24 protein-coding genes are annotated in these 24,422 nt (G+C 75.1%); 11 read left to right on the forward strand and 13 right to left on the reverse strand.

Annotated elements, in window-relative coordinates; translation table 11 throughout:
- Window positions 1-41 precede the first annotated feature (41 nt).
- Entirely contained in the window at window positions 42-737 is a 696-nt protein-coding gene (locus ACQPYX_RS14110) for a response regulator (protein WP_372460436.1), read from the reverse strand.
- A gap of 637 nt (window positions 738-1,374) precedes the next feature.
- Window positions 1,375-1,983 (reverse strand): DUF3000 domain-containing protein, encoded by a 609-nt coding sequence (locus ACQPYX_RS14115; protein ID WP_433803529.1) that lies wholly within the window; start codon window positions 1,981-1,983, stop codon window positions 1,375-1,377.
- A gap of 106 nt (window positions 1,984-2,089) precedes the next feature.
- Between ACQPYX_RS14115 and hemE the strand changes: the two genes are divergently transcribed.
- From hemE to ACQPYX_RS14140, 5 genes are all read left to right on the forward strand, one after another.
- Window positions 2,090-3,193, forward strand: a complete 1,104-nt coding sequence (gene hemE / locus ACQPYX_RS14120; RefSeq protein WP_433803530.1) for a uroporphyrinogen decarboxylase — start codon at window positions 2,090-2,092, stop codon at window positions 3,191-3,193.
- Window positions 3,190-4,617: a protoporphyrinogen oxidase gene (hemG, locus tag ACQPYX_RS14125; RefSeq protein WP_433803531.1), complete on the forward strand. Its 1,428-nt coding sequence runs from the start codon at window positions 3,190-3,192 to the stop codon at window positions 4,615-4,617. Before hemE ends, hemG begins: the two co-directional genes overlap by 4 nt.
- Window positions 4,618-4,663: 46 nt before the next feature.
- Window positions 4,664-5,353: a hydrogen peroxide-dependent heme synthase gene (gene hemQ / locus ACQPYX_RS14130; RefSeq protein WP_433803532.1), complete on the forward strand. Its 690-nt coding sequence runs from the start codon at window positions 4,664-4,666 to the stop codon at window positions 5,351-5,353.
- Entirely contained in the window at window positions 5,350-6,090 is a 741-nt protein-coding gene (locus ACQPYX_RS14135; RefSeq protein ID WP_433803533.1) for an SDR family oxidoreductase, read from the forward strand. The genes hemQ and ACQPYX_RS14135 overlap by 4 nt, the downstream gene beginning before the upstream one ends.
- 102 nt (window positions 6,091-6,192) lie before the next feature.
- Window positions 6,193-7,527 (forward strand): DUF2252 domain-containing protein, encoded by a 1,335-nt coding sequence (locus tag ACQPYX_RS14140; RefSeq protein ID WP_433803720.1) that lies wholly within the window; start codon window positions 6,193-6,195, stop codon window positions 7,525-7,527.
- A gap of 1 nt (window position 7,528) precedes the next feature.
- Here the strand turns inward: ACQPYX_RS14140 and msrB are convergent, their stop codons facing one another.
- Window positions 7,529-7,948: a peptide-methionine (R)-S-oxide reductase MsrB gene (gene msrB / locus ACQPYX_RS14145; RefSeq protein ID WP_230753053.1), complete on the reverse strand. Its 420-nt coding sequence runs from the start codon at window positions 7,946-7,948 to the stop codon at window positions 7,529-7,531.
- Window positions 7,949-7,967: 19 nt separating this feature from the next.
- A complete protein-coding gene (locus ACQPYX_RS14150; RefSeq protein ID WP_230753057.1) occupies window positions 7,968-8,270 on the reverse strand; it encodes a hypothetical protein in 303 nt (100 codons plus the stop codon).
- A gap of 27 nt (window positions 8,271-8,297) precedes the next feature.
- Here ACQPYX_RS14150 and ligD point away from each other — a divergent pair, with 27 nt between their 5' ends.
- Both ligD and ACQPYX_RS14160 read left to right on the forward strand, forming a co-directional pair.
- Window positions 8,298-9,356, forward strand: a complete 1,059-nt coding sequence (ligD, locus tag ACQPYX_RS14155; protein WP_433803534.1) for a non-homologous end-joining DNA ligase — start codon at window positions 8,298-8,300, stop codon at window positions 9,354-9,356.
- A gap of 33 nt (window positions 9,357-9,389) precedes the next feature.
- The gene (locus tag ACQPYX_RS14160) at window positions 9,390-10,328 is read left to right on the forward strand and encodes a methionyl-tRNA formyltransferase (RefSeq protein ID WP_433803535.1); all 939 of its coding nucleotides are present in this window, start codon (window positions 9,390-9,392) and stop codon (window positions 10,326-10,328) included.
- A gap of 6 nt (window positions 10,329-10,334) precedes the next feature.
- Here the strand turns inward: ACQPYX_RS14160 and ACQPYX_RS14165 are convergent, their stop codons facing one another.
- Window positions 10,335-11,102 carry a PfkB family carbohydrate kinase gene (locus ACQPYX_RS14165; protein WP_433803536.1) on the reverse strand — a complete coding sequence of 256 codons (768 nt, stop codon included), beginning with the start codon at window positions 11,100-11,102 and terminating at the stop codon, window positions 10,335-10,337.
- A 191-nt stretch (window positions 11,103-11,293) separates the two neighbouring features.
- On the opposite strand from ACQPYX_RS14165, the gene serA reads away from it, so the two are divergent.
- A complete protein-coding gene (gene serA / locus ACQPYX_RS14170) occupies window positions 11,294-12,499 on the forward strand; it encodes a phosphoglycerate dehydrogenase (RefSeq protein ID WP_433803537.1) in 1,206 nt (401 codons plus the stop codon).
- Here the strand turns inward: serA and nhaA are convergent.
- Complete coding sequence (gene nhaA / locus ACQPYX_RS14175) at window positions 12,496-14,355, reverse strand: Na+/H+ antiporter NhaA (protein ID WP_433803538.1); 1,860 nt, start codon at window positions 14,353-14,355, stop codon at window positions 12,496-12,498. The genes serA and nhaA overlap by 4 nt on opposite strands.
- A gap of 192 nt (window positions 14,356-14,547) precedes the next feature.
- On the reverse strand, window positions 14,548-15,048 hold the full coding sequence (locus ACQPYX_RS14180) for a putative immunity protein (RefSeq protein WP_230753073.1): 501 nt from the start codon (window positions 15,046-15,048) through the stop codon (window positions 14,548-14,550).
- A gap of 78 nt (window positions 15,049-15,126) precedes the next feature.
- Between ACQPYX_RS14180 and ACQPYX_RS14185 the strand changes: the two genes are divergently transcribed.
- Window positions 15,127-15,690 (forward strand): dihydrofolate reductase family protein, encoded by a 564-nt coding sequence (locus ACQPYX_RS14185; RefSeq protein ID WP_230753075.1) that lies wholly within the window; start codon window positions 15,127-15,129, stop codon window positions 15,688-15,690.
- On the opposite strand, the gene ACQPYX_RS14190 is transcribed toward ACQPYX_RS14185, so the two are convergent.
- Genes ACQPYX_RS14190 through ACQPYX_RS14215 form a run of 6 tightly spaced genes read right to left on the reverse strand, consistent with a single transcriptional unit; the run spans window position 15,675 to window position 20,424 of the window.
- Entirely contained in the window at window positions 15,675-16,265 is a 591-nt protein-coding gene (locus tag ACQPYX_RS14190; RefSeq protein ID WP_230753079.1) for a histidine phosphatase family protein, read from the reverse strand. The genes ACQPYX_RS14185 and ACQPYX_RS14190 overlap by 16 nt on opposite strands.
- Window positions 16,266-16,270: 5 nt before the next feature.
- Entirely contained in the window at window positions 16,271-17,281 is a 1,011-nt protein-coding gene (locus tag ACQPYX_RS14195) for a lysylphosphatidylglycerol synthase transmembrane domain-containing protein (RefSeq protein WP_230753081.1), read from the reverse strand.
- Window positions 17,278-18,099, reverse strand: a complete 822-nt coding sequence (locus ACQPYX_RS14200) for an SAM-dependent methyltransferase (RefSeq protein ID WP_433803539.1) — start codon at window positions 18,097-18,099, stop codon at window positions 17,278-17,280. The genes ACQPYX_RS14195 and ACQPYX_RS14200 overlap by 4 nt, the downstream gene beginning before the upstream one ends.
- A complete protein-coding gene (locus ACQPYX_RS14205) occupies window positions 18,057-19,055 on the reverse strand; it encodes a glycosyltransferase family 4 protein (protein WP_433803540.1) in 999 nt (332 codons plus the stop codon). Before ACQPYX_RS14205 ends, ACQPYX_RS14200 begins: the two co-directional genes overlap by 43 nt.
- Window positions 19,052-19,450 (reverse strand): 6-pyruvoyl trahydropterin synthase family protein, encoded by a 399-nt coding sequence (locus ACQPYX_RS14210; protein WP_433803541.1) that lies wholly within the window; start codon window positions 19,448-19,450, stop codon window positions 19,052-19,054. Before ACQPYX_RS14210 ends, ACQPYX_RS14205 begins: the two co-directional genes overlap by 4 nt.
- Window positions 19,450-20,424: a zinc-dependent alcohol dehydrogenase gene (locus tag ACQPYX_RS14215; protein ID WP_433803721.1), complete on the reverse strand. Its 975-nt coding sequence runs from the start codon at window positions 20,422-20,424 to the stop codon at window positions 19,450-19,452. The genes ACQPYX_RS14210 and ACQPYX_RS14215 overlap by 1 nt, the downstream gene beginning before the upstream one ends.
- 48 nt (window positions 20,425-20,472) lie before the next feature.
- Here ACQPYX_RS14215 and ACQPYX_RS14220 point away from each other — a divergent pair, with 48 nt between their 5' ends.
- Both ACQPYX_RS14220 and ACQPYX_RS14225 read left to right on the forward strand, forming a co-directional pair.
- Window positions 20,473-22,839, forward strand: a complete 2,367-nt coding sequence (locus tag ACQPYX_RS14220) for a CDP-alcohol phosphatidyltransferase family protein (protein WP_433803542.1) — start codon at window positions 20,473-20,475, stop codon at window positions 22,837-22,839.
- Between the two features lie 328 nt (window positions 22,840-23,167).
- A complete protein-coding gene (locus ACQPYX_RS14225) occupies window positions 23,168-24,265 on the forward strand; it encodes a tyrosine-type recombinase/integrase (RefSeq protein WP_433803543.1) in 1,098 nt (365 codons plus the stop codon).
- The last annotated feature ends 157 nt before the right edge of the window (window positions 24,266-24,422 follow it).

A 24,422-nucleotide genomic window follows, 5' to 3' on the forward strand; every position in this document is an offset into this window, starting at 1 on the left:
CTCCTCGCCCCCGCCGAGCGGCTCCGGGGTCGGTGCGGTGCTCAGCGGATGACGCCGGCTCGCATCGCCAGCGCGACCATCTGGGCCCGGTCGCCCGTGCCGAGCTTGCGACCGATGCGGGAGAGGTGGCTCTTGACCGTGAGGGCCGAGAGGCTCAACGCCTCCCCGATCTCCTTGTTCGACCGGCCGTCGGCCACCAGCTGCAGCACCTCGACCTCGCGGGCCGAGAGCTCCCGCGGGGTGTTGTCGGTCGCCGGCACCCGGGTGCCCGCGGCGAGCAGCGGGGCGACCGAGGGGTCGGCGTAGAGGCCGCCCTCCAGCACGCGCCGCACGCCGTCGGTGACGATGCCCGGCGAGGCGGACTTGAGCAGATAGGCCTGCGCCCCCGCCTGGAACGCCGCCCGCACCGCGGACGGGTCGTCCGATGCGGCCAGCACCACCACGCGGTTCCAGCCCTGCGCCCGCAGCTCCGCGATCAGGTCGAGCCCGGAACCGTCCGGGAGACCGAGGTCGAGGATCGCGAGGTCACACGGGCCGGAGGCGAGTGCTCGGGTCCTGGCCTCGGAGATCGAGGCCGCCTCGTGGACGGTGCCCGCGCCCATCGAGGTGAGTCGTTGCGCGATCGCCTCGCGCAACAGCGGGTGGTCGTCGACCACCAGCACCGAGAACATCTCCTCCCGCGGATGCGGGACCATGGCCGGTGGCAGCAGGCCACTCGCGACGCCGCGAAGTGCCATGCCTGGGCCCACGGTAGCCACGTCAACTACCTCCCTGAAGTCGGTCTTGCCCCCCGACGGACACACCAGGAACCCCGGTCGCCGACCGCGCCGCCGAACGGCCGAGGAAGTGCGTCGCGAGAGAACATATCCCCCCTGGCGAGTTAACGAGAGCATTAGGGCCAACTTCGCTCGGTGGAGTTTCGCCCGTTACGGCTCCACGGTCACTCCTTGGTGTGACCCTCGTACTCTCCGTGTGCTGTCAGTGACACTCTGTGTAGTCAATGTGACGCAGCGTCGCCAAAGGCTCCGATCGCCGCAGCACCCTTGCGCTCATCGGTCCAATCTCATCCGAGTAACGGACGCAACACGACGACCGCGTTCGGAGTCCGGCCCGTGACCCGCTCGCTGCTGGGCGTTCACCCGCCCTCCGCAGTGCCCGCGCGCGCGGGACGACCTGCGGAAATGCTCGAATCGGCACCAGTGGTACCGGGAAAGTGCTGAGAGTTCGCTGAATGGTGAACCGCATCGGGTCCCGACTTGAGACGTCAGAACCGTCGTCGTCTCGAACGCGCACACCCGCGCGCGCCACTCCCCGAACGCACCGGCGGATGCACGTGCCGATGACGGGTGAGGCCGGTGGGGCGGGTGGGGTCGGTCAGCCGAGGCGGCGGGCGCCGAAAGTCGCGACCCCGACCGGGGGCAGCCCCGCCGCCGTGGCGAGCACCGTGGTGAAGGCGCCGCCGTGGTCGGTGAGGTCGGCCGCGTCGTCCGCCGCGTCGTCGGGGAGCACCGGGGTCCACGACGCCCGCAGTTCGAGGTCGCAGACCTGCGCGGGGCCGGAGATGTCGCCGAAGCGCACCGACGAGGTCTGCGTGACGGTGCCGCCGACGGCGGTCGCCGCGGCGCCGGACTCCTCGAGCGCGCCGGTCAGCCAGGACCACGCCACCTCGGGGAGCATCGGGTCGTTCGCGTGCTCGGGGTCGAGCTCGGCGCGGACGAAGGTGACCAGGCGCAGCGTGCCGTCCCAGGCCTCCTGGCCCTCCGGGTCGTGCAGCAGCACCAGCCGCCCCGTGACGAGGACCTCGGGCTCCGGTTCGCCCGGGGCGGTGGGGGAGACGACCTCGGCGCTCCAGGCGGCCGACCACGGCGCCAGGCGCTGCGGCGGGCGCATCTCGGCCAGCTCGATCTCGGGGCGGGGGCGCAGAGCGGCGAGCGACTCCACGGCCCGGCGGAACGTCTCGGGGGCGGTCGCGGGTGCCGTCACCTGCGGGAGCGTAGGTCGCCCGCGCTCCGGGCGGGAGGCCGACGCGCCGGGCGGCCGCCACGCCGACCGGACGGGCGTCGCCGCAGGCTGGCAGACTGGAGCCACCATGAGCGCGCCGACGCAGCCCGACCCGAACCCCGGCGCCCCGGGCGCCCCGACGGGCCCGGCCGGCCGCCGGCGCGACCTGCCCGGATCGGCCTTCCTGACGGCGGCGCGGGGCAGGACGCCGGAGCACGTGCCGGTCTGGTTCCAGCGCCAGGCGGGCCGCTCGCTGCCGGAGTATCGGCGCGTCCGGCAGGGCACCGGCATGCTCGAGTCCTGCCTGACGCCCGACCTCGCCTGCGAGATCACGCTGCAGCCGGTGCGCCGCTACGGGGTGGACGCCGCGATCCTGTTCTCCGACATCGTGGTACCGCTCAAGGTCGCCGGGATCGGGGTGGACATCGTGGCCGGCACCGGCCCGGTGATCGACGCCCCGGTGCGCACCGCGGCCGACGTGGCGGCGCTGCCGAGGCTCGACGCCGCCCAGGCGGAGCCGGTGGCCGAGACGGTGCGGCTGCTCACCGGCGAGCTCGGCGCGACGCCGCTCATCGGCTTCGCGGGCGCCCCCTTCACGCTCGCCTCCTACCTCGTCGAGGGCGGCCCCAGCCGCAACCACGAGCGGACGAAGGCGCTCATGCACGCCGAGCCCGGGACCTGGCACGCGCTGCTCGACCACCTCGCCGACCTCACGCTGACCTTCCTGCGGGTGCAGGTCGAGGCGGGGGTGGACGCGGTGCAGCTCTTCGACTCCTGGGCCGGCGCCCTCTCCGAGCGCGACTACCGCCGGCTCGTCCTGCCGCACTCGACGAAGGTCCTGGAGGGCCTCGCCGACGCGGGCGTCCCGCGCACCCACTTCGGGGTGGGCACCGGGGAACTGCTCGGCGCCATGGGCGAGGCGGGCGCCGACGTCGTCGGCGTCGACTGGCGGGTGCCGCTGGACGCCGCCGCCCGCCGCGCGCCGGGGAAGGTCCTGCAGGGCAACCTCGACCCGGCGGTCCTGTTCGCGGGCCCGGAGGTCGTCGACGCCGAGGTCCGCCGGATCGTCGCGGAGGGCCACGCGGCGCCCGCGCACGTGTTCAACCTGGGCCACGGGGTGCTGCCCGAGACCGACCCGGACGCGCTGCTGCGCGTCGTCGAGACGGTGCACTCCCTGCCCGTGCGCGCGTGAGCCCCGCGGCGGCCGCGCCGCACGTCGTCGTGGTGGGCGGCGGGGTGAGCGGTCTCGCGGCCGCGCACCGGCTGCGCACCACGCTGGGCGACGCCGCGACGATCACGGTTCTCGAGTCCGCGCGGGTGCTGGGTGGCAAGCTCGCCGCCGTCGACCTCGGCGGGCTGCGGGTGGACGTCGGGGCCGAGGCGTTCCTCGCCCGGCGTCCGGAGGCGTCCGACCGGCTCGTCGAGCTCGGGCTCGCCGACGACCTCGTGCACCCCTCCGGCGCCTCCTCGGGGCTGCGGGCGGGTGGCGCCACCCACGCCATGCCCCCGCGGACCGTGATGGGCGTGCCGGCCGACCCGCCCGCCGTCGGCGCCCTGCTGTCCGCCGCGGGGCGCGCCGCGCTGGCGGCCGACGCGGAGCTCGGGCCGGTCGCCTGGTCCGGGGACGACAGCGTCGGCGGGCTCGTCCGGGCCCGGCTCGGCGACGAGGTGGCCGACCGGCTCGTCGACCCGCTGCTCGGCGGGGTGTACTCCGGGCGCGCGGACGCGCTCGGCGTGCGCGCCACCGTGCCCGCGCTGGCCGCGGCGCTCGACCGCGACCCGTCGTCGCTGGTAGCGGCCGCCCGCAGCGCGCTGCCCGCCGGCACCACGCCGCCCGCGCCGGTCTTCGGGACGCTGCGCACCTCCCTCGCCGACCTCCCGCCCGCCCTCGCCGTCGCCGCCCGCGCGGACGTGCGGCTCGCCCGCACCGCGACGGCCCTGGAACGCCGCGGGGCCGGGTGGCGGGTCGTCGTGGCGGGCCCGGCGGGGATCGAGACCCTCGACGCCGACGGGGTGGTGCTCGCCGTGCCCGCGCCCGCGCTGCGCCGACTGCTCGCCGACGTCGCGCCGGACGCGTCGGCCGCGGCCGGGGGGATCGAGCTGGCGTCGTCCGCCGTCGTCGCGCTCGCCCTCCCCGCGGACACCGACCTCGGCACGCGCTCGGGGGTGCTGATCGGCTCGGGGGAGCGGCGCCCGGACGGGACGCCGTGGACGATCAAGGCGGTCACGGTGTCGTCGGTGAAGTGGCCGCACCTCGTGGGCTCCGAGGCGGTCGTGGTCCGGGCGTCGATCGGGCGGTACGGGGAGCCCGAGGCGCTGCAGCGCGACGACGCCGAACTGGTCGCCGCCGCCCGCTCCGACCTCGCCGAGCTGCTCGGCCTGACCGCCGAGCCGCTCGAGACGGTGGTCGCGCGCTGGGGCGGCGGCCTGCCGCAGTACGCCGTCGACCACGCCGGGCGGGTGGCCCGCCTCGAGGCGCTGCCGGCGGGGCTCGCGGTGGCCGGCGCGACGCTGCACGGGGTCGGGGTGCCGGCCTGTCTCGCGACCGGGGACGCGGCCGCCGCGCGGATCGTCGAGCACCTGTCTTCCGGCGCGAGGGGAACCCTGGCGCCGTGAGAGCGCTCGGCTCCTCCCCTCACGGCTGCGTGGCACGATGGGGACCGTGGCCAGGCTGAACTACGACGAGCTGAACTCGACGATCCGCTACGCCATGTGGTCGGTGTTCCGCACCGACCAGGCGAAGCTCCCCGACGACCGGCGCACCGCCGCCGAGGAGTTCGCCGCGGCGATCGACGAGCAGGAGTCCAAGGGCGTCGTCGTGCGCGGGGTGTACGACCTCGCGGGCATGCGCGCCGATGCCGACTGGATGGTCTGGACGCACGCGCAGGACGTCGAGGCGCTGCAGGCCACCTACACCGCGCTGCGCCGCACCACGCTCGGGCGGGCCTCGGAGCCGGTGTGGTCGAACACCGCCCTGCACCGCCCGGCGGAGTTCAACAAGAGCCACGTCCCGGCGTTCATCGCGGGTGAGGAGCCGAAGGGCTACCTCTGCCTCTACCCGTTCGTCCGCTCGCTCGACTGGTACCTGCTGCCCGACGCCGAGCGCCGCCAGATGCTGGCCGACCACGGCAAGGCCGCCCGCGGCTACGCCGACGTCCGCGCCAACACCGTGCCCGCCTTCGCGCTCGGCGACTACGAGTGGATCCTGGCCTTCGAGGCCGACCAGCTCGACCGGATCGTCGACCTGATGCGCGACCTGCGGGCCACCGAGGCCCGCCGGCACGTGCGGGAGGAGATCCCGTTCTTCACCGGCCCCCGGGTGGAGCCGGGCGCGCTGCTCGCCCTCTCGTGAGCGGGCTCGTCGCCGGCACCCGGGCCGTCGTCACCGGGGCGAGCCGCGGCATCGGCCGCGCCGAGGCGCTCGCGCTCGCCGCGGAGGGCGCCCGCGTGGTCGTCGGCTACGGCCGCAACGCCGAGGCCGCCGACGCGGTCGTCGCCGAGATCACCGACGCGGGTGGGGAGGCCCACGCCGTGGGGGCCGACATGGCCGACCCGGCCGCAATCACCGCGCTCATGGACCGCGCGGCCGAGCTGCTCGGCGGGATCGACGTGCTGGTGTCCAACGCCGGCATCGAGCACTTCGGCGCGCTCGGCACGATCACGCCCGAGGAGTTCGACCACGTCTTCGCGGTCAACACCCGCGGTCAGCTGCTCGCGGTCCAGGCCGCCGCCGCGCACATGGGACCGGGCGGGCGCATCGTGTGCACCTCCTCGATCGCCGCCTCCACCCCGGTCCCGGGGCACGCGCTCTACGCCGGGTCGAAGGCCGCCGTCGAGGCGATGGTCAAGGTCCTCGCGCTCGACCTCGTGCCGCGGGGCATCACGATCAACGCGATCGCCCCCGGTGGCACCACGAGCGACATGTCGGCCGAGAACGGCAAGCACTACGACAACGACCTCGCGCCGATCTCGTGGCCGATGGGCCGCTACGGCGAGCCGGAGGACATCACGCCCCTGGTCCGCTTCCTCGCCTCGCCGGAGAGCGGCTGGATGACGGGCCAGACCCTGCGGATCTCCGGCGGACAATAGGGAGTACCCGGGACCGATCGGGCGCGACAGGATGGCGCGGTGACCCAGCACGCCGAGACCGCGCCTGCCGAGACCGCGCCTGCCGAGACCGAGCACGCCGACCTGTCCGCCCTCGGGACCGATGACGACGAGGCCCGCACCGGCTTCATCGTCGACACCCTCACCGACGCGTTCGCCGACCTCATGGCGGCGAGCCCCGCCGCCTTCCGGTCGAAGTTCCGCAAGATGGCGGCCGACCCGTTCGCGTTCTACCGGGGCAGCGCCTGCCTGTTCTACGCCGACGTCGTCCGGCTCGACGACCCGTGGGCCGACGAGCGGACCTCGCGGGTGTGGATCCAGGGCGACCTGCACGCCGAGAACTTCGGCACCTACATGGACGGCGACGGGGCGCTCGTGTTCGCGCTCAACGACTTCGACGAGGCCTACCTCGGCGCCTTCACCTGGGACCTGCGCCGGCTCGTGGCGAGCGCGGCGCTGCTGGGCTGGTCGAAGGCGTTCTCCGACGAGACGGTGTCGGCGCTGGTCACGACGTACGTGCGGGCCTACCTGGCCGCGCTGCGGTCGTTCCACGGCAACGCCGGCGAGCTCTCCCACGCGCTGCGGCGCTCCGGCGTCGACGGCGCCGTCCGGGACGCCCTGCAGCGCTCGCGGGAGTCGAGCCGCGAGGCGCTGCTCGCGCGGGTCACCGAGATCGAGGGCGACGACCGCGTCTTCCGCTCCGGCCCCGGCGTCCGGCGCCTCGACGACGGCGAGCGCGCCGAGGTGGTCGAGGCGTTCGGGCGCTACCTGGACACCATCCCGGCCGACAAGCGGCTCTCCGACGTGGCCTACGAGGTCGTCGACGTCGTCGGGCGCAGCGGCTTCGGGATCGGCAGCGCCGGGCTGCCCGCCTACAACGTGCTCATCGAGGGGTTCAACGAGGCCCTCGACAACGACGTCGTCATCAGCATGAAGCAGGCCGTGGTGGCGGCGCCGAGCCGCGTGGTCACCGACGAGCGCATCGCCTCGGCGTTCGTGCACCACGGGCAGCGGACCGCGGTGTCCCAGCGGGCGCTGCAGGCCCACGCCGACCGGCTGCTGGGCTGGACCGAACTGCGCGGCGTCGGCTACGTCGTCTCCGAGCTCTCGCCCTACGAGGCGGACCTGGAGTGGGACGACGTCACCGAGCCCGACGACGTGGAGCAGGTCCTCGGGTACCTCGGCCACGCCACGGCGCGGGCGCACGCCGTGGCCGACCGAGACGCCGAGGACGCCGACCTCGTCGGGTTCCAGGTCGAGGACGCCGTGCTGGAGGTGGTGGCGGGCCGCGAGGACGAGTTCGTCGCCGACCTCGTCGGGTTCGCGCACGCCTACGCGCAGGTGGTCCGGGACGACCACCGGCGCTTCGTCGAGGCGTTCCGCTCCGACCGGATCCCCGGCGTCAGCGGGACGGAGTGACTCAGGCCTTCGGCTCGAGGCGCAGCGACACCGAGTTCATGCAGTAGCGGTCGTCGGTGGGGGTGCCGTAGCCCTCGCCGTGGAAGACGTGGCCGAGGTGCGAGTGGCAGGTCCCGCACAGCACCTCGACGCGCCGCATCCCCATCGACGAGTCCTCGCGCAGGATGACGTTGTCGTCGCCCGACGGCGCGTAGAACGACGGCCACCCGCAGTGGCTGGCGAACTTGGTCTCGGAGCGGAACAGCTCCGCGTCACAGGCCCGGCAGTGGTAGACGCCCTCGGTGAACGTCTCGTCGTACTCCCCGGTGAAGGGGCGCTCGGTACCGGCCTGGCGCAGGACGTGGTACTCCTCGGGCGAGAGCTGCTCCCGCCACTCGGCGTCGGACTTCTCGACCTTCGGCTTGCCGATCGCACTGCTCATGCGTCCAGGCTAATACGGCTCATCCACCGAGGTAGGTGCTCAGCACGAACTCCAGGACGCCGTAGATGACGTAGCCCGCGCCGAGCAGGACCAGCACCACGAGCAGCCACGCGGCCCAGCGCTGCAGGCCGCCGCTGCGGTTGGCCGACTCCGCGAAGTCGCGCACGCCGTTGAGCTCGCCCTCGACGGTGAACATGGGGCGCACCCGCTCCATGCGGTCGAGGTGCTCGGCGAAGGCGCGCGCCTCCGGGTCCTCGGGGTCGAGGCCGACGAGGTCGTCGTGGAATCGGCGGGCCGGATCCGGACGAGCAGCCCAGGTCATGCCCGTCGCTCCGCTCGCCCAGCCGTCATGCCGGTCACGGTAACCTGCGCGGCCGTGGCGCGGTCGGCGGCGGTGGAGCTCGAGGTCGGTGGGCGCGAGGTGCGCGTCTCGAACCCCGACAAGGTCTACTTCCCGGAGCCGGGGATCACCAAGCGGCAGGTCGTCGAGTACTACGTCGCGGTCGCCGGGCCCCTGCTCGGGGTCCTCCGGGACCGGCCGACCCACCTCAAGCGGTTCGTCGACGGCGTGACCGGCGAGTTCTTCTACCAGAAGCGGCTGGCCAAGGGCGCGCCCGACTACGTGGAGACCGTGCAGGTCCGCTTCCCCTCCGGCCGCGCCGCCGACGTGCTCTGCCCGACCGAGCCCGCCGTCCTGGCCTGGGCCGCGAACCTCGGCACGTTCGACTTCCACCCCTGGCCGGTCCGCCGCCCGCAGGTCGACGCCCCGGACGAGCTGCGGATCGACCTCGACCCGCAGCCGGGCACCGACTTCGCCGACGCCGCGGTCGTCGCGGCCACGTTGCGGGAGGTCCTCACCGACGCCGGACTCGTGGGCTGGCCGAAGACCTCCGGCGGCCGCGGCATCCACGTGACGGTCCCGATCCGGGCCGAGTGGGACTTCGTCGCGGTCCGCCGCTGCGTCATCGCGATCGGCCGCGAGGTCTGCCGGCGACTCCCGGACGCGGCCACCGTCGACTGGTGGAAGGAGGAGCGGGGCGAGCGCGTCTTCCTCGACTTCAACCAGGCCGCCCGCGACCGCACGATCGCGTCCGCGTGGTCGGTGCGCGGCACGCCGCGGGCGACGGTCTCGTTCCCGTTGACCTGGGCGGACCTGCCCGACGCCGAGCCCGACGACTTCACCGTGCTCACCGCGCCCGGCCTGTACGCGGAGCGCGGCGACGTCCACGCCGGTCTGCACGACGAGCCCGCCGGGCTGGAGACGGTGCTGGAGTGGGTGGAGCGCGACCAGCGCGACCACGGCCTCGGCGACCTGCCCTACCCGCCCGAGTACCCCAAGATGCCCGGCGAGCCGAAGCGGGTGCAGCCCTCGAAGGCGCGCGCGGACACCACCGGCAAGCAGGTCTGATCCGTCCGATTCGTCTGCTTTATCCTGACGGGCGTGGCGCGTATCGCATTCGTGGGGGAGGAGGCCGCCGGGGCCCGGGCGGTCGGGCGGGTGGTCGCGAGTGACCACGAGCTGGTCTGCGCCCTGACCGACTCGTCGCCGACGACGCGCGGCTCCGTGGCGGCGGTCGCGACCGGCGCGGGCGCCCCGGTGCTCCCGGGCCGGCGGGTGCGGGACGCGGCGCTGGCCGACGAGCTGCGCGCGCTGGGCGTCGACGTCCTGCTCAACGTGCACTCCCTGGCGATCGTCCGCCGCGAGGTGCTGGCGGCCCCGCGGATCGGCGCGTTCAACCTCCACCCGGGGCCGCTGCCGGCCTACGCCGGCCTGAACGTCCCGAGCTGGGCGGTGCTGCACCGCGCGCCCCGGCACGGCGTCACGCTGCACTGGATGGAGCCGGGCATCGACACCGGCGACGTCGTCGCCCGGGCCGACTTCGACCTCACCCCGTGCGACACCGGCCTGTCCGTCGCGACCCGCTGCGCGCAGGAGGGCGTCGAGCTCGTCGGCGCCCTGCTCGACCGGCTCGACGACGACCCCGCCGCCGTCCCGCGCGCCCCGCAGGACCTCGCCGACCGGCACTACTACGGCCGCGAGGTCCCGCAGGACGGGTGGATTCCCTGGAGCCTGCCGACGGCGGACGTCCTCGCCTTCGTCCGTGCCTTCGACTACCGGCCCTTCCCGTCGCCCTGGGGCCCGGCCCGCGCGGCGGCACCGGAGGTGGGCGAGATCGGGATTCCGCGGCTCACGGCTGCGCCCGGTGCCGCGTGCGCGGAGCCGGGTCGGGTGCGGGTCGACGACGAGCACGTCGACGTCGCCACCGGGGACGGCTGGGTCCGCATGCTCGGGCTGACCCTCGGCGGCCGGTCGACGTCGCCACGCGAGGTGTTGCGGGACGGGGCGGTGCTCACCGCGCCGGTCCCGGTCGGCCGCTGACCGCTCCTACTCCTCCAGCGCCGCCTGCAGCGCGTCCCCGGTCGGGAGGCTCGTCCGGCCCCCGGCCGCTCCCGCCGCCAGCCCGGCCGCCACCACGGCGACCCCGAGGGCGTCCTCGAGGTCCTCACCGGCGGCGAGCAGGGTCGCGAGCGCCCCGAGCAGGGCGCTCTTCGCCCCGGTGGGGTCGACCACCTCGACGGGGTGCGCCGACAGTCGCCGGACCCGGCCGTCCGCGGCGAGCAGCACCCCGTCCGCCCCGAGGGTCACGACGACGGGTGCGGTGCTCCACGAGTGCAGGGTCGCGGCCGCCTCCGCGGGCGGGCGCTGCGCCGCCTCCGGGCTCGCGCCCCGCCGGACCAGGTCGGCGAGCTCGCCCTCGTCGGGGGTGAGGACCGCCCCGAGGTCGAGCAGGCCGAGCACCGTCGGGATGACCGGGTCGGGGTCGAGCACGCAGGGGACGCGGCGCTGCGCGGCCGTGCCCACGGCGGCCGCCACGACCGCCGCCGACTGGTCGGTCCCCACCAGGACCGCGCCCAGCCCCCCGATCGCCTCCAGGGTGTGCCGGACCGGGTCGGCGTCGAGGTGGTCGTCGGTGGTCACCGCGCCCATGTCCGCGCCCTCGGCGGCGAGGTCGTCGCGGGCGCGGGAGTCGGTCGCCGTCCCGACGACCCGGACCTCGGCCCCCAGCCGGACGGCGGCGACGGCGGCGTCGGCGACCGTGCCGGGCACGGCGCCGACCACGGCGACGACGGGAGCACCAGCGGGTTCGCTCACGAGCGGCATCCTGGCCCGCGGTGGACCCGCTTGTCATGATCGTCGAGCATCTGCCGCCCCGACCGGTCGTCGGGACGGGGACCGGGGAACGTGACCTGCGTCGCGTCCCGCGGCGTCTTTACGCCGGTCAGCGGCGTGCGCTGCCCTGAAGGGGGCCGACAGGGACGGGGGACGCGCCTAGGGTGCTCCGGGTGAAGGTGCTCCTGCTCGAGAACATCCACCCCACCGCCGCCGAGGCGTTCCGTCGCGCCGGCCTCGAGGTCGACGCCCGGCCCGGGTCGCTGTCCGGCCCGGAGCTCGTCGAGGCGCTCGAGGGGGTGTCCCTGCTCGGGATCCGCTCGAACACCACCATCACCGCCGAGGTGCTCGACGCCGGCAAGGACCTCCTCGCCGTCGGCTGCTTCTGCATCGGCACCAACCAGGTGGACCTCGCCGCCGCCGCGCAGCGCGGGATCGCGGTGTTCAACGCGCCGTTCTCCAACACGCGCAGCGTCGTCGAGCTCGTCCTCGGCGAGATCATCGCGCTCGCGCGTCGGCTCACCGAGAAGACGCAGCGGATGCACGAGGGCATCTGGGACAAGTCGGCGAAGGGCAGCCACGAGATCCGCGGGCGCACGCTCGGCATCGTCGGCTACGGCAACATCGGCACCCAGCTGTCGAACGTCGCCGAGGCCGTCGGGCTGCGCGTCATCTTCTTCGACACCGCCGACCGGCTCGCGCACGGCAACGCCGCGCGCAAGGGCTCGCTCGAGGAGCTGCTGGCCGAGGCCGACGTCGTCAGCCTCCACGTCGACGGCCGCCCCGGGAACGCCGGCCTGTTCGGCGCCGAGCAGTTCGCCGCCATGAAGCCGCGCGCGATCTTCATCAACGCCTCGCGCGGCATGGTCGTCGACTACGACGCGCTGCGGGCCAACATCGAGTCCGGCCACATCGCGGGCGCGGCGATCGACGTGTTCCCGGTCGAGCCGAAGGCCCAGGGCGACGCCTTCGAGTCCCCGCTGCGCGGCCTCGACAACGTCATCCTCACCCCGCACGTCGGCGGCTCCACCGCCGAGGCGCAGGAGGAGATCGGGCACTTCGTGTCGACGAAGCTGCTGGGCTTCGTCGGGGGCGGGTCGACCGCGCTGTCGGTGAACCTGCCCGAGGTCATGCCTCCGAACCCGCCCGGCGCCTACCGGATGGGCTACCTGCACTCCAGCGAGCCCGGCGTTCTCGCCGGCCTCAACCGGCTCCTCGCCGACAGCGGGGCCAACGTCATCGGACAGGCCCTGTCCACCCGGGGCGAGCAGGGCTACGTCGTCACCGACACCGACAAGCCGCTGGCCGAGCACGTGCTCACCGAGCTCAACCGGGCCCCGCAGACGCTGTGGCTGCGGTTCTGGGAGCCCCAGGTCTAGTCGCGCTGCCGCGCCGCGGCCTCCATCGCCTCCAGTTCGGCGATGAGGGTCGCGGCGTCGTGCGGACCCTCCAGGCGCCGCGGCGTCCGTCCGGTGACCCCGAGGAAGAACGTCGGGGTGCCGGGCAGCTCGCTGACCCGCGCGTCGATCTCGTCGTCGGCGACCCGATTGCTCGTGTCGCCGTCGCGGAGGTCGTCCTCGAGGCGTTCCTGGTCGAGCCCCAGCGTGGCGGCGTGCTCGTAGAGGCTGTCGCGGTCGAGGGCGTCGGCGTGGGCGAAGAAGTGGTCGTGCGCCTCCCAGAAGCGGCCCTGCTCGGCCGCGGCCTCGGCGAACTCGGCGGCCTGCCGGGCGTCGGGGTGGTACTCGTCGAGCGGGAAGTGCCGGAAGACGTAGCGCAGCCGGTCGCCGAAGTGCTCGCGGACCTGTCGCATGCTGCCCGTCGCCTTGCCGCAGAAGGGGCACTCGAAGTCGGCGTACTCGACGATCGTCAGCGGCGCGTCGACCGGGCCGCGGACGTGGTCGCGGCGCGGGTCGACCGGGCGGAGCAGGTCGAGCGACGGGCCCTCCGGCTGCGGAGCCGCCTTGAACACGACGGCGCCGAGGACCAGCGCGAGCGCCGATGCGGCCAGCACGCCGATCCGCGCCTGGTCGGCGAGCTCGGGCTGGTCGTCGAGCGCGAGGTCGACGATGAACAGCGAGATCGTGAAGCCGATGCCCGAGAGCGCCGCGCCGCCCGCGACCTGCGGCATCGTCAGGCCGGGCGGGAGCTTCCGTCGCAGGAGCGCCGTCGCGCCGCTGATCCCGAGGAACTTCCCGACGACGAGGCCGAGGACGATGCCCCAGGTCAGCGGCGAGGTGGCCGCAGCGAGCAGGGTCGGGCCGTCGAGCGCGACGCCGGCGTTCGCGAGGGCGAACAGCGGCACGATGATGAACGCGGTGTAGGGCTGGTAGAGCCGCATGAGGCGCTCGTTGACGCTCACCGCGCGGTCGAGCCCCAGCCGTGCCGTGCGCGCGTACTCGGGGTTCGGCGACTGCCGGAAGCGCCGCGTCAGCTCGGCCGCCCGCTCCACCTCGCGGCGCTTCGGCGGGTAGACCGGCAGGAGCAGTGCGATGAGCACCCCGGCGAGCGTGGCGTGCACGCCCGACTCGTGCAGCGCCACCCACGTCACCAGGGAGACCACCAGGTAGGCGCCGCCGCGCCAGACCTGCAGCCGGCGCAGTTGCCAGACCGCGGCGAGCCCCACGATCGCGACCGCGAGCGGGATCCAGTGCAGCTCGTCGGTGTAGACGAGCGCGATGATCGCCAGCGCCCCGACGTCGTCGGCGACCGCGAGCGTCAGCAGGAAGATGCGCAGCCGCTCCGCCCGGCCCGGGCCGACCACCGCGAGCGCGCCCAGCAGGAACGCCGTGTCGGTGGAGATGACGACGCCCCAGGCCCCCGCGGCCGGGCCGGAGGGGTTGAGCAGCAGGAACAGCACCGCGGGCAGGGCGAGCCCGGCGATCGACGCCGCCAGCGGGATCATCGCCTGCGACCGGTCGCGCAGCTCGCCGATCGCGAGCTCGCGCTTGACCTCGAGGCCGATGACGAAGAAGAACAGCGCCATCAGGCCGTCGTTGACCCAGTGCTGCAGGTCCAGGTCGATGCCGACCCCGCCGATCGAGATGGCGATGCGGCCGTGCCAGAACACGTCGTAGGTCCAGGCCCACGGCGAGTTCGCCCAGATCAGCGCGAGCAGGGTCGCGACCAGCAGGAACACCGCGGCCAGGGTCTCCGACGAGTCGCCGCGTCGGGCCTCGGCGATGCGCTCGAGGACGCCGTGGAGCCGGCCGGGCCCACGGACGGTGGTATCGGTCATCGGGGATGATTCTTCCCGACGACGGGTCGTGCGCGGGAGTCGCTCGGGCGTGATTGTCGTACGGGCGGGGCTCGGGGCCGCGAGGGTGACGTGGGGCAGGGTCCGGGCCTCGGATTCCTGCCTCGTGTGCCTCTCGTGGACGTGGTGCCGCTGGTGTTGCTGCGAAGGCGACCGTGACCCTTCTAGGCGCCGTCAGGTGAAGACGCCCCAGCACAGGTCGTTGCGTCGTCGCTGGTCGGACAGCACGAGCTCGCGCACCGGCGCCGGGAGCTGCGACCGCTGCCACGCGCACTCCGCGCGGCCGGCGTCGTCGCCCTCGGCGGCCCGGACCGCCTTGATCGCGTACGCGGCCGCGCCCAGGTCGTGCTCGGCGACGTGCGCGACCGCTCCCGCCTGGCCCGCCGCATAGGCCGCGAAGCGGGGAGCGCCGCGCAGGTTCCGGGCGGCGCCCATCGCGTGGCCACCCGAGGCCCGGGACTCCATCATCCGGAGCTCGCCCCGGACCCAGGCGCGGATCGCCTCGATCGCCTCGCGCGGGCGGCGGTCGTCGGGACGGACGTCCTCGAAGAGGCCCAGGACGTGCTCGGCGCAGACCGCGGCCCACAGCGCCAGGAGACGGTGGTCCTCGTCGGTGAGCGTGCCGCCGCGCCGCATCGTCACGAGCCGCGGGTCGCGCTCGGTCGAGAGGATCACGAATTCCTCCGATCGACTGTCGAAGACCGTCGCCCCCGTTCGACGCACTGGTGGACCACGATCTCCGAGGAGCACATCATGCACATCGTCGTCACCGCCTTCACCAGCCTCGACGGCGTCGTCCAGGCGCCCGGCGGCCCCGACGAGGACCGCGACGGCGGGTTCGCCCACGGCGGCTGGTCGATGCGGTACTTCGACCCGGAGGTCATGGGCGCGGCCTGGAACGACGCCCTGGCCTCGGCCGACGCGATGCTCTTCGGTCGCCGGACCTGGGAGGTGTCGGGTCCGGCGTGGTCGGCCCAGGCGGGCGACCCCTTCGCCGACCGGATGAACGCGATCCCGAAGTACGTCGTGAGCCGCACCCTGACCGATGCGAGCGCCTGGGCGAACTCCACCGTGATCGACGACCCCCGGTCGGTCCCCACCGGCGAGGGTCGCCTCCTCGTCATGGGCAGCCCGTCGGTCGTCCGTGAGCTGGTCGACGCCGACCTGGTCGACGAGTACCGCCTCATGATCGAGCCGGTCCTGCTCGGCGGCGGCAAGTCGATCTTCCCGCGCGGCGGGAACAGTCGGGGTCTCGAGCTCGTCCAGGCCGTCACCGCCGCGACCGGCACCCTCGTCTGCACCTACCGCAGGGGCTGAAGCGCTCCCGCGTGGACGGCGTGGTCGTTGAAGGCGAGCAGCCGCGGGGTGGAGCCGGAGGTGTCGATCCGGCACACCGCCGCGTCCTCGACCCACATCCGCCACGCCACCTCGTCCCCGACCCCGAGCGCCCACGCGATGGCCGCCTTGATCGGGGACACGTGGCTGACCACCATCACGTCCGCCGTCGCCGCGTCGGCCGCGAGGTCGGCGCACGCGGCGCGCACCCGCGCGCCCACGGCGGCGAGCGACTCGCCGCCGGCGGGAACGTGGTGGGGGTCGTCGCGCCAGGCCTGCCACCCGGCCGGGTCGAGGGCGGAGGCGGGCTCGCCGTCGAGGGCGCCGTAGTCCATCTCGATCCACCGGTCGTCGATCTCCACCGGCACCCCGACCATCGCCGCCGTCTGCCGGGCCCGCGTCAACGGACTGCAGACGAGCCGCGCGGGCCGCGGGAGCCCCCGGGCGAGGACCGCGGCCTGCTCGATCCCCGCCTCGCACAACGGCGGGTCGGCGCGCCCGAGCAGGAGCCCGTGCCGGTTCGCCTGCGTCTGGCCGTGGCGCACGAGGATGAGCATCGCGCTCACGCTACTGACGCGGGGCGTGTCCGAAACGTGAGGCGAGTGGAGTTCCGCGTGCCGGTCGCCTCCCGCTGCACCGGACGGGCCAACGCCGTTCGCCCGAGCAGGAGCACCCCGAGACCCGGCGCACACGAGACGAGGGCCAGCACGCCGTAGGTCACGGCCGCCGTCAGACCGGTCGCCGCGCCGAGGCCGGCCGCCCCGAAGGCGGCGGCCGTCACGGCCTCCCGCGGCCCCCACCCGCCGACGTTGACCGGCAGGCCCATCGACAGCAGCGCCAACGCCAGCAGCGGGAGCAGCACCCCGAGCGGTGCGACGGGCCCGGCCGCGACCGCGAGCAGCGCCAGGTGCCCCGCCGTCGCGACCAGGGACAGCACGACGACGCCCGGCCCGGTCCGCCGCGCGAACAGGCCCGCCCGGAGGTCCCGACCGAGGGCCGCCAGAGCACCGTGGGCCCGCGATCCGTCCGCCGAGCCGGTCCGCTGCGCCGGGACCACCACCGAGGACCGGCGACGGAGCGCGGGCACCACACCGAGCGCCACGGCCGCCACGACGGCGAGCACCCCGAGCACGGCGGCGGGGTCGACCACGTCCCGGACCGGCCCGGGCAGCACCAGCAGCAGAGCCGCGCACGCCGCGATCACCACCACCTGCCCCGCGACCCGCTCGATCACCACCGCCCGCACCCCCCGTGCGACGTCCGCGTTGCGGCGACCGTGGTCGACCGCCCGGTGCACGTCGCCCAGCACCCCCGCGGGGAGCACCGAGTTGAGGAACTGCGCCCGGTAGCAGTCGGCGAGGGCCCGGCCGAACCCGAGCCGCAGACCCACCCCGCGCGCGACGAGACACCACCGCGCGGCCGACGCGGCCGTCGTCACCAATCCCAGCCCGAGAGCCGCGACGACCGCCTCCACCGACACCGCCCGGAGCCCGTCGAGCACCGGCCCCGTCCCGAGGTGCACGACGACGGCGCCCACCAGCAGCGCCCCGACCAGCAGCTTCACCACCTTCACCGCGGCAGCCCCAGCACGTCGACGTGACCGACCTCGACCGTGAACGGGGCCGCGAGGCGCCGGGCGAGGTACGCGTCGACGTCCAGGTCGGGGTCCTGCTCGGCCGCCGCGTCAAGCCAGCCGCGCAGCCACTCCTCCGCGAGCGGCCGGCCCGCCGCGCTCCCGCCGGCGAGGCGCCAGGGCGACGGCTCCCGCCGGACGACGAATCCCGCGCGGGCGAGCGCGTCGGCGACCAGGTCGGGCGCGTCGGGGCCCGCGAGGCCGTCCCGCCGCTGGTGGGCGTCGAACGCGGCGGCGATCCGGGCGTCGTCGGGGTCGGCCGGGTCGAAGCGCACCCGCCCCGACACCGACAGCGTGCACAGCACCGCCGCGCCGGCCGTCGCGCAGGCCTCCGCGAGCGCCCCGATCTCGGCCGCCGTGAGCAGGTCGAGCAGGGCCGAGCAGACCACCACGTCCGTGCCGGTCAGGTCGACGTCCGCCACGTTCCCGACGACGGCGGTGGCCGGGACCGGCAGGGAGGCGAGGGAGAGGGCGGCCCGCCGTGCGAGGTCGGCGTCGCGGTCGTGGACGAACCACTGCTGCCGCGCCCGCAGCCGCGGCGCGAGCCACCGGCCCATCGACCCGAGCCCGCACCCCAGGTCGCGCACCACGAGCAGGTCGTGCCCGGCGAGCCGGTCGTCGAGGGCCGCGGCGAGCGTCTCGGAGCGGGCCGCGTGGTCCGCGGGCTCGCGCAGCGCCAGCCAGTCCGGGGTGCAGACGGGGGAGCCGGGTTCGCTCAGTCGAGCGCGAGGCGCAGTCGGTCCACGGTCGAGGTCCACGGCAGCAGCGTGCCTCGCCGTCCGTGGGCTGAGAGTCTCCACCCGCTCCGCCGCACCGGATCCACCAGCCAGTCCTGCAGGGCTCCGGCGAGCGCACCAACGTTCTCAGCGGGCACTAAGGCGGTCGGCCCCGCCTCGCGGATCCCGCCCACGTCGGCGGCCAGCACCGGCACACCGCGCGCGAGCGCCTCGGTGACGACCATGCCGAACGTCTCCGTCCGCGACGGCACGACGAGCAGGTCGGTCGTCGCCCACAGCGCGTCGAGGGCCGCGCCCGTCCGCGGGCCGAGCACGGACACCCGGTCCGTGAGCCCGTGCGCGACGACCGCCGCCCGCAGCCGCACCACGAACCCGGGGTCGCGCGACAGCGGCCCGACGAGCGCGCAGGTCCAGTCCCGGTCGCGCAGCCGGGCGAGCGCGGCGACGAGGAGGTCCTGGCCCTTGGTCGGCGTCAGCGCCCCGAGGCAGAGCAGGCGCGGGCGCCCACCGGCCACCATCGAACCGGGGGCGGTGCACGCCGGGTCGGTGCCGGGAGGAGCGACGACGACCCGGTCGGCCTCGACCCCGAACGCGGCCAGCCGCCGTGCCGTCCACCGGCTCGTCGCCGCCACCGCGCTCGCGTGGCGCAGGGTCGCGGTCTCGAGGTCGCGCAGCCGCCGCACGCGGGCGGGGGAGAGCCCGCGCTCGTCGGCGAGGGGCAGGTGCACGAGCGGGACGAGCCGCACCCGCTCGCCGTGCGCCGCGGCGACGGCCGGGAGCGAGCCGCCGACGAGGCCGTCCACCAGCACCGACGCGTCGTCGGGAACGGCATCGAGCGCCGCGTCGAGCGCGGCGGCGTCCCCGACCGGCACGCGGTGCTCGCGCCACCCGGAGAGCGCGAGGACCCGGCGGTCGTAGACGTTGCCGCCGCTGGGCACCGCGTCGAGGTCGTCGGGGACGACCATGTGCACGCTCACACCGAGCGCTCGTACCCCGCCCGCGCGACGTGGGACTCGTGCAGCTCCACCGCGACCGTCCCGATCGCCCGGGCGCCCTCACCGAGCTCGCCCGCGTGGATCGCGGCGACGAGCCGGTCGGCGATCACCCGCGCCAGGAACTCCGTCGTGGTGTTCTCGCCGGCGAACTCGTCGACCTCGTCGAGGTTGCGGTAGCGCAGGTCCGCCAGCGCCGTGCCGAGGGCGGTGGTGGCGAGCCCGATGTCGACGACGATGTTGTCCGCGTCGAGCTCCCGGCGCCGGAAGGTGGCGTCGACGACGAAGGTCGCGCCGTGCAGCGCCTGCGCAGGTCCGAAGACCTCGCCGCGGAAGCTGTGGGCGACCATGACGTGGTCGCGGACCGTGACCGAGAACATCAGCTGCCTCCGTACTGCACGCGCACCGCGAGCCCGGGTGCCCCGGCGGCCAGGTCCGCCATCGTGTCGGGCAGCGACTCGAACGGCACGGTGCGGGTGATCAGCGCCTCGAACCGGTCGTCGGCGAGCAGCCGCAGCGCGAGCGCCATCCGGTCCGCGTAGGTGCGACGGGCCCGGCGGGCCCCCGAGACCATCCCGACCTGGCTGGACCGCACCGCGAGCCGCCCCGCGTGGAACCCCTCGCCGAGCGGCACCGAGACCGGCCGGTCGCCGTACCAGGACATCTCGATCACCTCGCCCTCGACGCCGAGCAGCTCCAACGAGCGGGCGAGGCCGGCCTGGGTGGCGCTCGTGTGGACCACGAGGTCGCACCCGCCGCGCGCGTCCTCCGGAGCCGCGAACCCGACGCCGAGCGCCGCCGCGACCTCGGCCCGCGTGGGGTCGACGTCGACCAGCTGCACCTCCACGCCCGGGATCGGGGCGAGCAGAGCCGCGACCGAGCACCCGACCATGCCTGCCCCGACGACGGCGATCCGGTCACCGACCCGCGGGCCCGCGTCCCACAGCGCGTTCACCGCGGTCTCCACGGTGCCCGCGAGCACCGCCCGGCCGGCGGGCACGTCGTCGGGCACCACGCTCACCGCGGAGGCCGGCACGACGAACCGCGTCTGGTGCGGGTGCAGGCAGAACACGTCGCGGCCGAGGAGCTCCGCCGGCCCCGATTCGACCACGCCGACCGCGAGATAGCCGTAGGTCACCGGGCCGGGGAAGTCCCCGACCTGGAACGGCGCACGCATCCGTTCCGCCTGCCCGGCCGGCACCCCGCCCCGGTACACGAGCAGCTCGGTGCCCCGCGAGATCGCCGACCAGCGGGTCCGCACCACCACGTCGTCGGGTCCGGGCGGCGGGAGGTCGACGTCGACGATCGCGCTCTCCCCAGGACGGAGCACGCGGAACGAGCGGGCGGAGTACAGGGTTCCTCCAACGCGATTCGGACACGGGTTCCGGGAGGATGGTCATCCATGTCCGGAACAGACGCGACCCCTGCAGCGACCCCCGGACCGCTGCCGGGCCCCCCGCTCGCGGTCCAGCTGACGACGGCGGGTGCGCTCGGTCTGGGCCTGCTCGCGGTCCTCCGGACGACGACGAGCCTGGGCGGTGTGGGCCTGCTCGGCGGGCTCCTCGTGCTGGTCCTGGGCACCGCCCTGCTGGCGCGCAGCGGCGTCCGCTCGCTCGGCCCGGCGGGCAGCGTGACGCTGCTGCGACTCGTCCTCGTCGCCGGCGTCGCGGCCCTCGCGGTCCAGCACCTCGCAGGTCGGCCCATCCCGACCGCCGTCCTCGTCGGGCTCGCCGTTTCCGCCCTCGCGCTGGACGCCGTCGACGGGTGGGTCGCGCGGCGCACGGACACCTGCACCGACCTCGGCGCACGCTTCGACATGGAGACCGACGCGTTCCTGCTGCTCCTGCTCGCGGTGCACGTGGCGGCCGACCTCGGGCCGTGGGTGCTGCTGGTCGGCGGGATGCGCTACCTGTTCGTCGCCGCCGGCTGGGTGTGGCCGTGGTTACGCGGGGAGCTCCCGACCCGGTACTCGGCCAAGGTCGTCGCCGCCCTCCAGGGCGTCGCGCTCGTCGTCGCGAGCACCCGGCTCCTGCCGGGGTGGGCGGAGGCGGCGCTGGTCGGGGCCGCGCTGGCCGCGCTCGTGTGGTCGTTCGGGGTGTCCGTGGAGTACCTGGCGCGCCACTCCCGACCGACGGAGCGGACCACCCCCGTCGTCGGGAAGGACTTCTCGTGGTGGCGGGGGCTGGCGACCGGGCTGGCCGTGCTGGTCCTCGCCGTCGCGCTCGCGGCCCCACGGGATCCGTCAGCGCTGGTGTGGGGCTCCTACCTGCGGCTGCCGATCGAGGGGATCGCCGGGCTCGCGCTGCTGCTGCTCCTGCCCGACCGGTGGCGTCGGCCGCTCGCGCTGGTGGCGGGGGTCGCGACCGGGCTCGGGGCGGTGCTCACGGCCTTCGACGTCGGGTTCGTCTCGGTGCTGGCCCGCCCCTTCGACCCGATCCTGGACAGCTCCCTGATCGAGGACGGGGTCGGCTTCGTCGGCTCGACCTACGGCCCGGCGGCCGAGGTCGCGGCCCTGGTGGGGGCGGTGGTCCTCGCCGTGGTGCTCGTCGGGGGCGTCGGGCTCGCCGCGCGGCGCGTCGCGGTGGCGGCGGCCCGGCACCGGCGGGGCTCGCTGCGGGTGCTCGCGGCGCTGGCCGGGGTGTGGCTCGTCGGGGCGGTCGCGGGGCTCACCGCGGCTCCGGGCGTCCCGGTCGCGGCGGCGACCGCGGCCTCCGCGGCCGTCGACCGCGTCGACCGGACCCGAACCGCGCTCGCCGACGCCGAGCGGTTCCGGGCCGAGGCCGGCTCCGACGCCTGGGCCGCCACGCCCGGGCCGGACCTGCTCGGCGCGCTGCGCGGCAAGGACGTCGTCGTCGCGGTGGTCGAGAGCTACGGGCGCTCGGCGCTCACCGACCCGGGCCTGGCGGGCACCGTCGACCCGGCCCTCGACACCGGACAGGCCCGCCTCGACGGGGCGGGCTACGGCGCCCGGAGCGGCTTTCTGACGTCGAGCGTGGTCGGATCGGGCAGCTGGCTCGCGCACGCCACCCTGCTCTCCGGTCTGCGGGTGGACAACCAGCAGCGCTACCTCACGCTGACCTCGTCGGACCGGTTCACGCTGTCGGCCGCCTTCGCGCGCGCCGGGTGGGAGACGGTCGCGATGCAGCCGGGCACGACCCGCGCCTGGCCGGAGGGCCGGTTCTACGGCTACCAGCGGGCGTACTCCGTGCACGACCTCGGCTACCGGGGCCCGGCGTTCGGCTGGGCGTCCATGCCGGACCAGGTCGTGCTGGACCGGCTCTCGCGTCTCGAACTGGACCGCGCGGACCGGGGGCCGGTGATGGCCGAGGTCGACCTGGTCTCGAGCCACGCGCCGTGGACGCCGTTGCCGCGGATGGTCGACTGGGACGCGATCGGCGACGGCTCCGGCTTCCACGCGCAGGCGGCCCCCGGCGCGGTGGGGCGCACGGACGCGCAGGTCCGCGCCGACTACGCCCGCTCGGTGGCCTACACGATGGACGCGTTGACCTCGTGGGTGCAGCGCTCGGCCGATCCGAACCTGGTCGTGGTGGTCGTCGGCGACCACCAGCCGGCGCTCACCGTGACCGGGCCGGGTGCGGGACGCGACGTGCCGGTGTCGATCCTCAGCCGCGACCCCGCGGTGCTCGACCGCGTCGGTGCCTGGGGCTTCACCCCCGGCCTGCGCCCGACGCCGGAGGCGCCGACCTGGCCGATGGAGGCGTTCCGCGACCGGTTCCTCGGGGCGTACTCGGGTGCGCCTGCACAGTGACCGTCGTCACAATACGGCTCGATAACATCAGGGCCGCCGCGAGCGAATCCATCTGCGAGCCCGGCGCCGTCAGACCCCCGACCTGACGGCCCGGGCTCGTTCACGTTCCGGGCCCGATCCGGGCGGGACGCGCGACGGGCACCGGCCCGGCCGTCCCCCGACGGCGGCCGGTGCCGACGCCCGTCGCTCGATCAGCGTAACCCGTCCGTGGAACCGACCGGACGGTTTCTCCCGCTCGACGTCACCAACCGTGCGCAACCGCCGTATCTGCCCGGTAGGCGCGGCGCGCCTCCCCGACGCCGTCGTTCGGGGCTGAGAGGCTGTTCCGGTGACCGCCGCGGAGCTCTACGAGGACGGTTCCGGGGAGCTCGTCGAGCATCGCGACGAGCTCACGGCGCGCGCCGAGTCCTACGCCCGCGGCGCCCGGGCGGCGAACACGTGGTCGGCCTACGATCGGCAGTGGCGCCGCTTCGAGACCTGGTGCGCCGCCGCGGGGGAGCGGGCCATGCCGGCCGATCCGCTGACCGTCGCCCGGTTCCTGGCCGACCTCGCCCCGGTGTGGCGGCCCGCGACCCCGGCGGATCCGTCGAGCTCGGTGGTGGCCGGCCAGGTGCGTGAGCGGGACGGGCTCCGACCGGGCACGTTGTCCGGGTATCTGGCGGCGATCTCGGTGGTGCACCAGACCGCGCAGCTCGACAATCCCGTCCAGGCCGAAGCAGTCCGCCGCACCATCACCGGCATCCGCCGCCACCCCGGCGTCGCCCCCACCCGCCGCCGCGCTGCGGCCCGCCGGGAGCCGCTGGTCGAGGTGCTGCGGCTGCTGCGGCCCGACGAGGTTCTCGCCGACGCCCGCGACCACGCCCTGCTGTTGATCGGGTGGAAGGCGGCGCTGCGCACCGACGACCTCGCCCGCCTCCAGATGGACGACCTGCATCCCTCCGACCATGGACTGTCGGTGCACCTGTCCCGCTCCAAGACCGACCAGCACGGCGCGGGCACGACCGTCGGCATCGCCGCGCCCTCCCCGGAATCAGTGGTGGGGGAGGGGAGCGGCGAATCGACGCTGCTCGACGCCGGTGCGGCCTGGACCCGCTGGCGCGATCTGCTCGGCTCCCACGGAATCCTCGAGGGTCCCGCGTGGCGCGGGATCGACCGCTACGGCCGCCGCCCCCGCGCCGGCGGACTGCACCGCAACTCGATCGCCGAGATCATCAAACGCCGCGCCGCCGCCGCCGGGCTCGAGGACGCAGACCTGTGGAACGGACACAGCCTCCGCCGCGGGTTCGCCACCGAAGCCATCGCCGCCGGCGTCCCCGAACGCGACGTCCAACGCCACGGCCGCTGGCGCTCCCGCGCCTCCATGGACCCCTACATCGACGCCGCCCGCACCTTCGACCCCACCAACCCCACCCACTGGCTCACCTGACTGCCGTCATAACCGTCCCGGCGCCGCGGCAATCTCCTGTTGGAGGGCGCGGTGGGACGCAGAGGCGCGGAAGCGATGTGCGGGTGAGGGAGGTCGGTGGTGTTGTTGGTCGTCCTAGGCTTTCGTCGAGCGGCTGAGCACTTTCTTCAGAGGGCCG

It is taken from the genome of Actinomycetospora sp. CA-084318 (assembly GCF_050955885.1).
Classification (GTDB): Bacteria; Actinomycetota; Actinomycetes; order Mycobacteriales; family Pseudonocardiaceae; genus Actinomycetospora.

Bases quoted from the DNA above. Each gene is read 5' to 3' on its own strand.
- ACQPYX_RS14110 (WP_372460436.1), bottom strand. From the start codon at position 737: ATGGCACTTCGCGGCGTCGCGAGTGGCCTGCTGCCACCGGCCATGGTC.
- hemE (WP_433803530.1), top strand. From the start codon at position 2,090: ATGAGCGCGCCGACGCAGCCCGACCCGAACCCCGGCGCCCCGGGCGCC.
- msrB (WP_230753053.1), bottom strand. From the start codon at position 7,948: ATGAGCAGTGCGATCGGCAAGCCGAAGGTCGAGAAGTCCGACGCCGAG.
- ACQPYX_RS14150 (WP_230753057.1), bottom strand. From the start codon at position 8,270: ATGACCTGGGCTGCTCGTCCGGATCCGGCCCGCCGATTCCACGACGAC.
- ligD (WP_433803534.1), top strand. From the start codon at position 8,298: ATGCCGGTCACGGTAACCTGCGCGGCCGTGGCGCGGTCGGCGGCGGTG.
- nhaA (WP_433803538.1), bottom strand. From the start codon at position 14,355: ATGACCGATACCACCGTCCGTGGGCCCGGCCGGCTCCACGGCGTCCTC.
- ACQPYX_RS14185 (WP_230753075.1), top strand. From the start codon at position 15,127: ATGCACATCGTCGTCACCGCCTTCACCAGCCTCGACGGCGTCGTCCAG.
- ACQPYX_RS14190 (WP_230753079.1), bottom strand. From the start codon at position 16,265: ATGCTCATCCTCGTGCGCCACGGCCAGACGCAGGCGAACCGGCACGGG.
- ACQPYX_RS14210 (WP_433803541.1), bottom strand. From the start codon at position 19,450: ATGTTCTCGGTCACGGTCCGCGACCACGTCATGGTCGCCCACAGCTTC.
- ACQPYX_RS14220 (WP_433803542.1), top strand. From the start codon at position 20,473: ATGTCCGGAACAGACGCGACCCCTGCAGCGACCCCCGGACCGCTGCCG.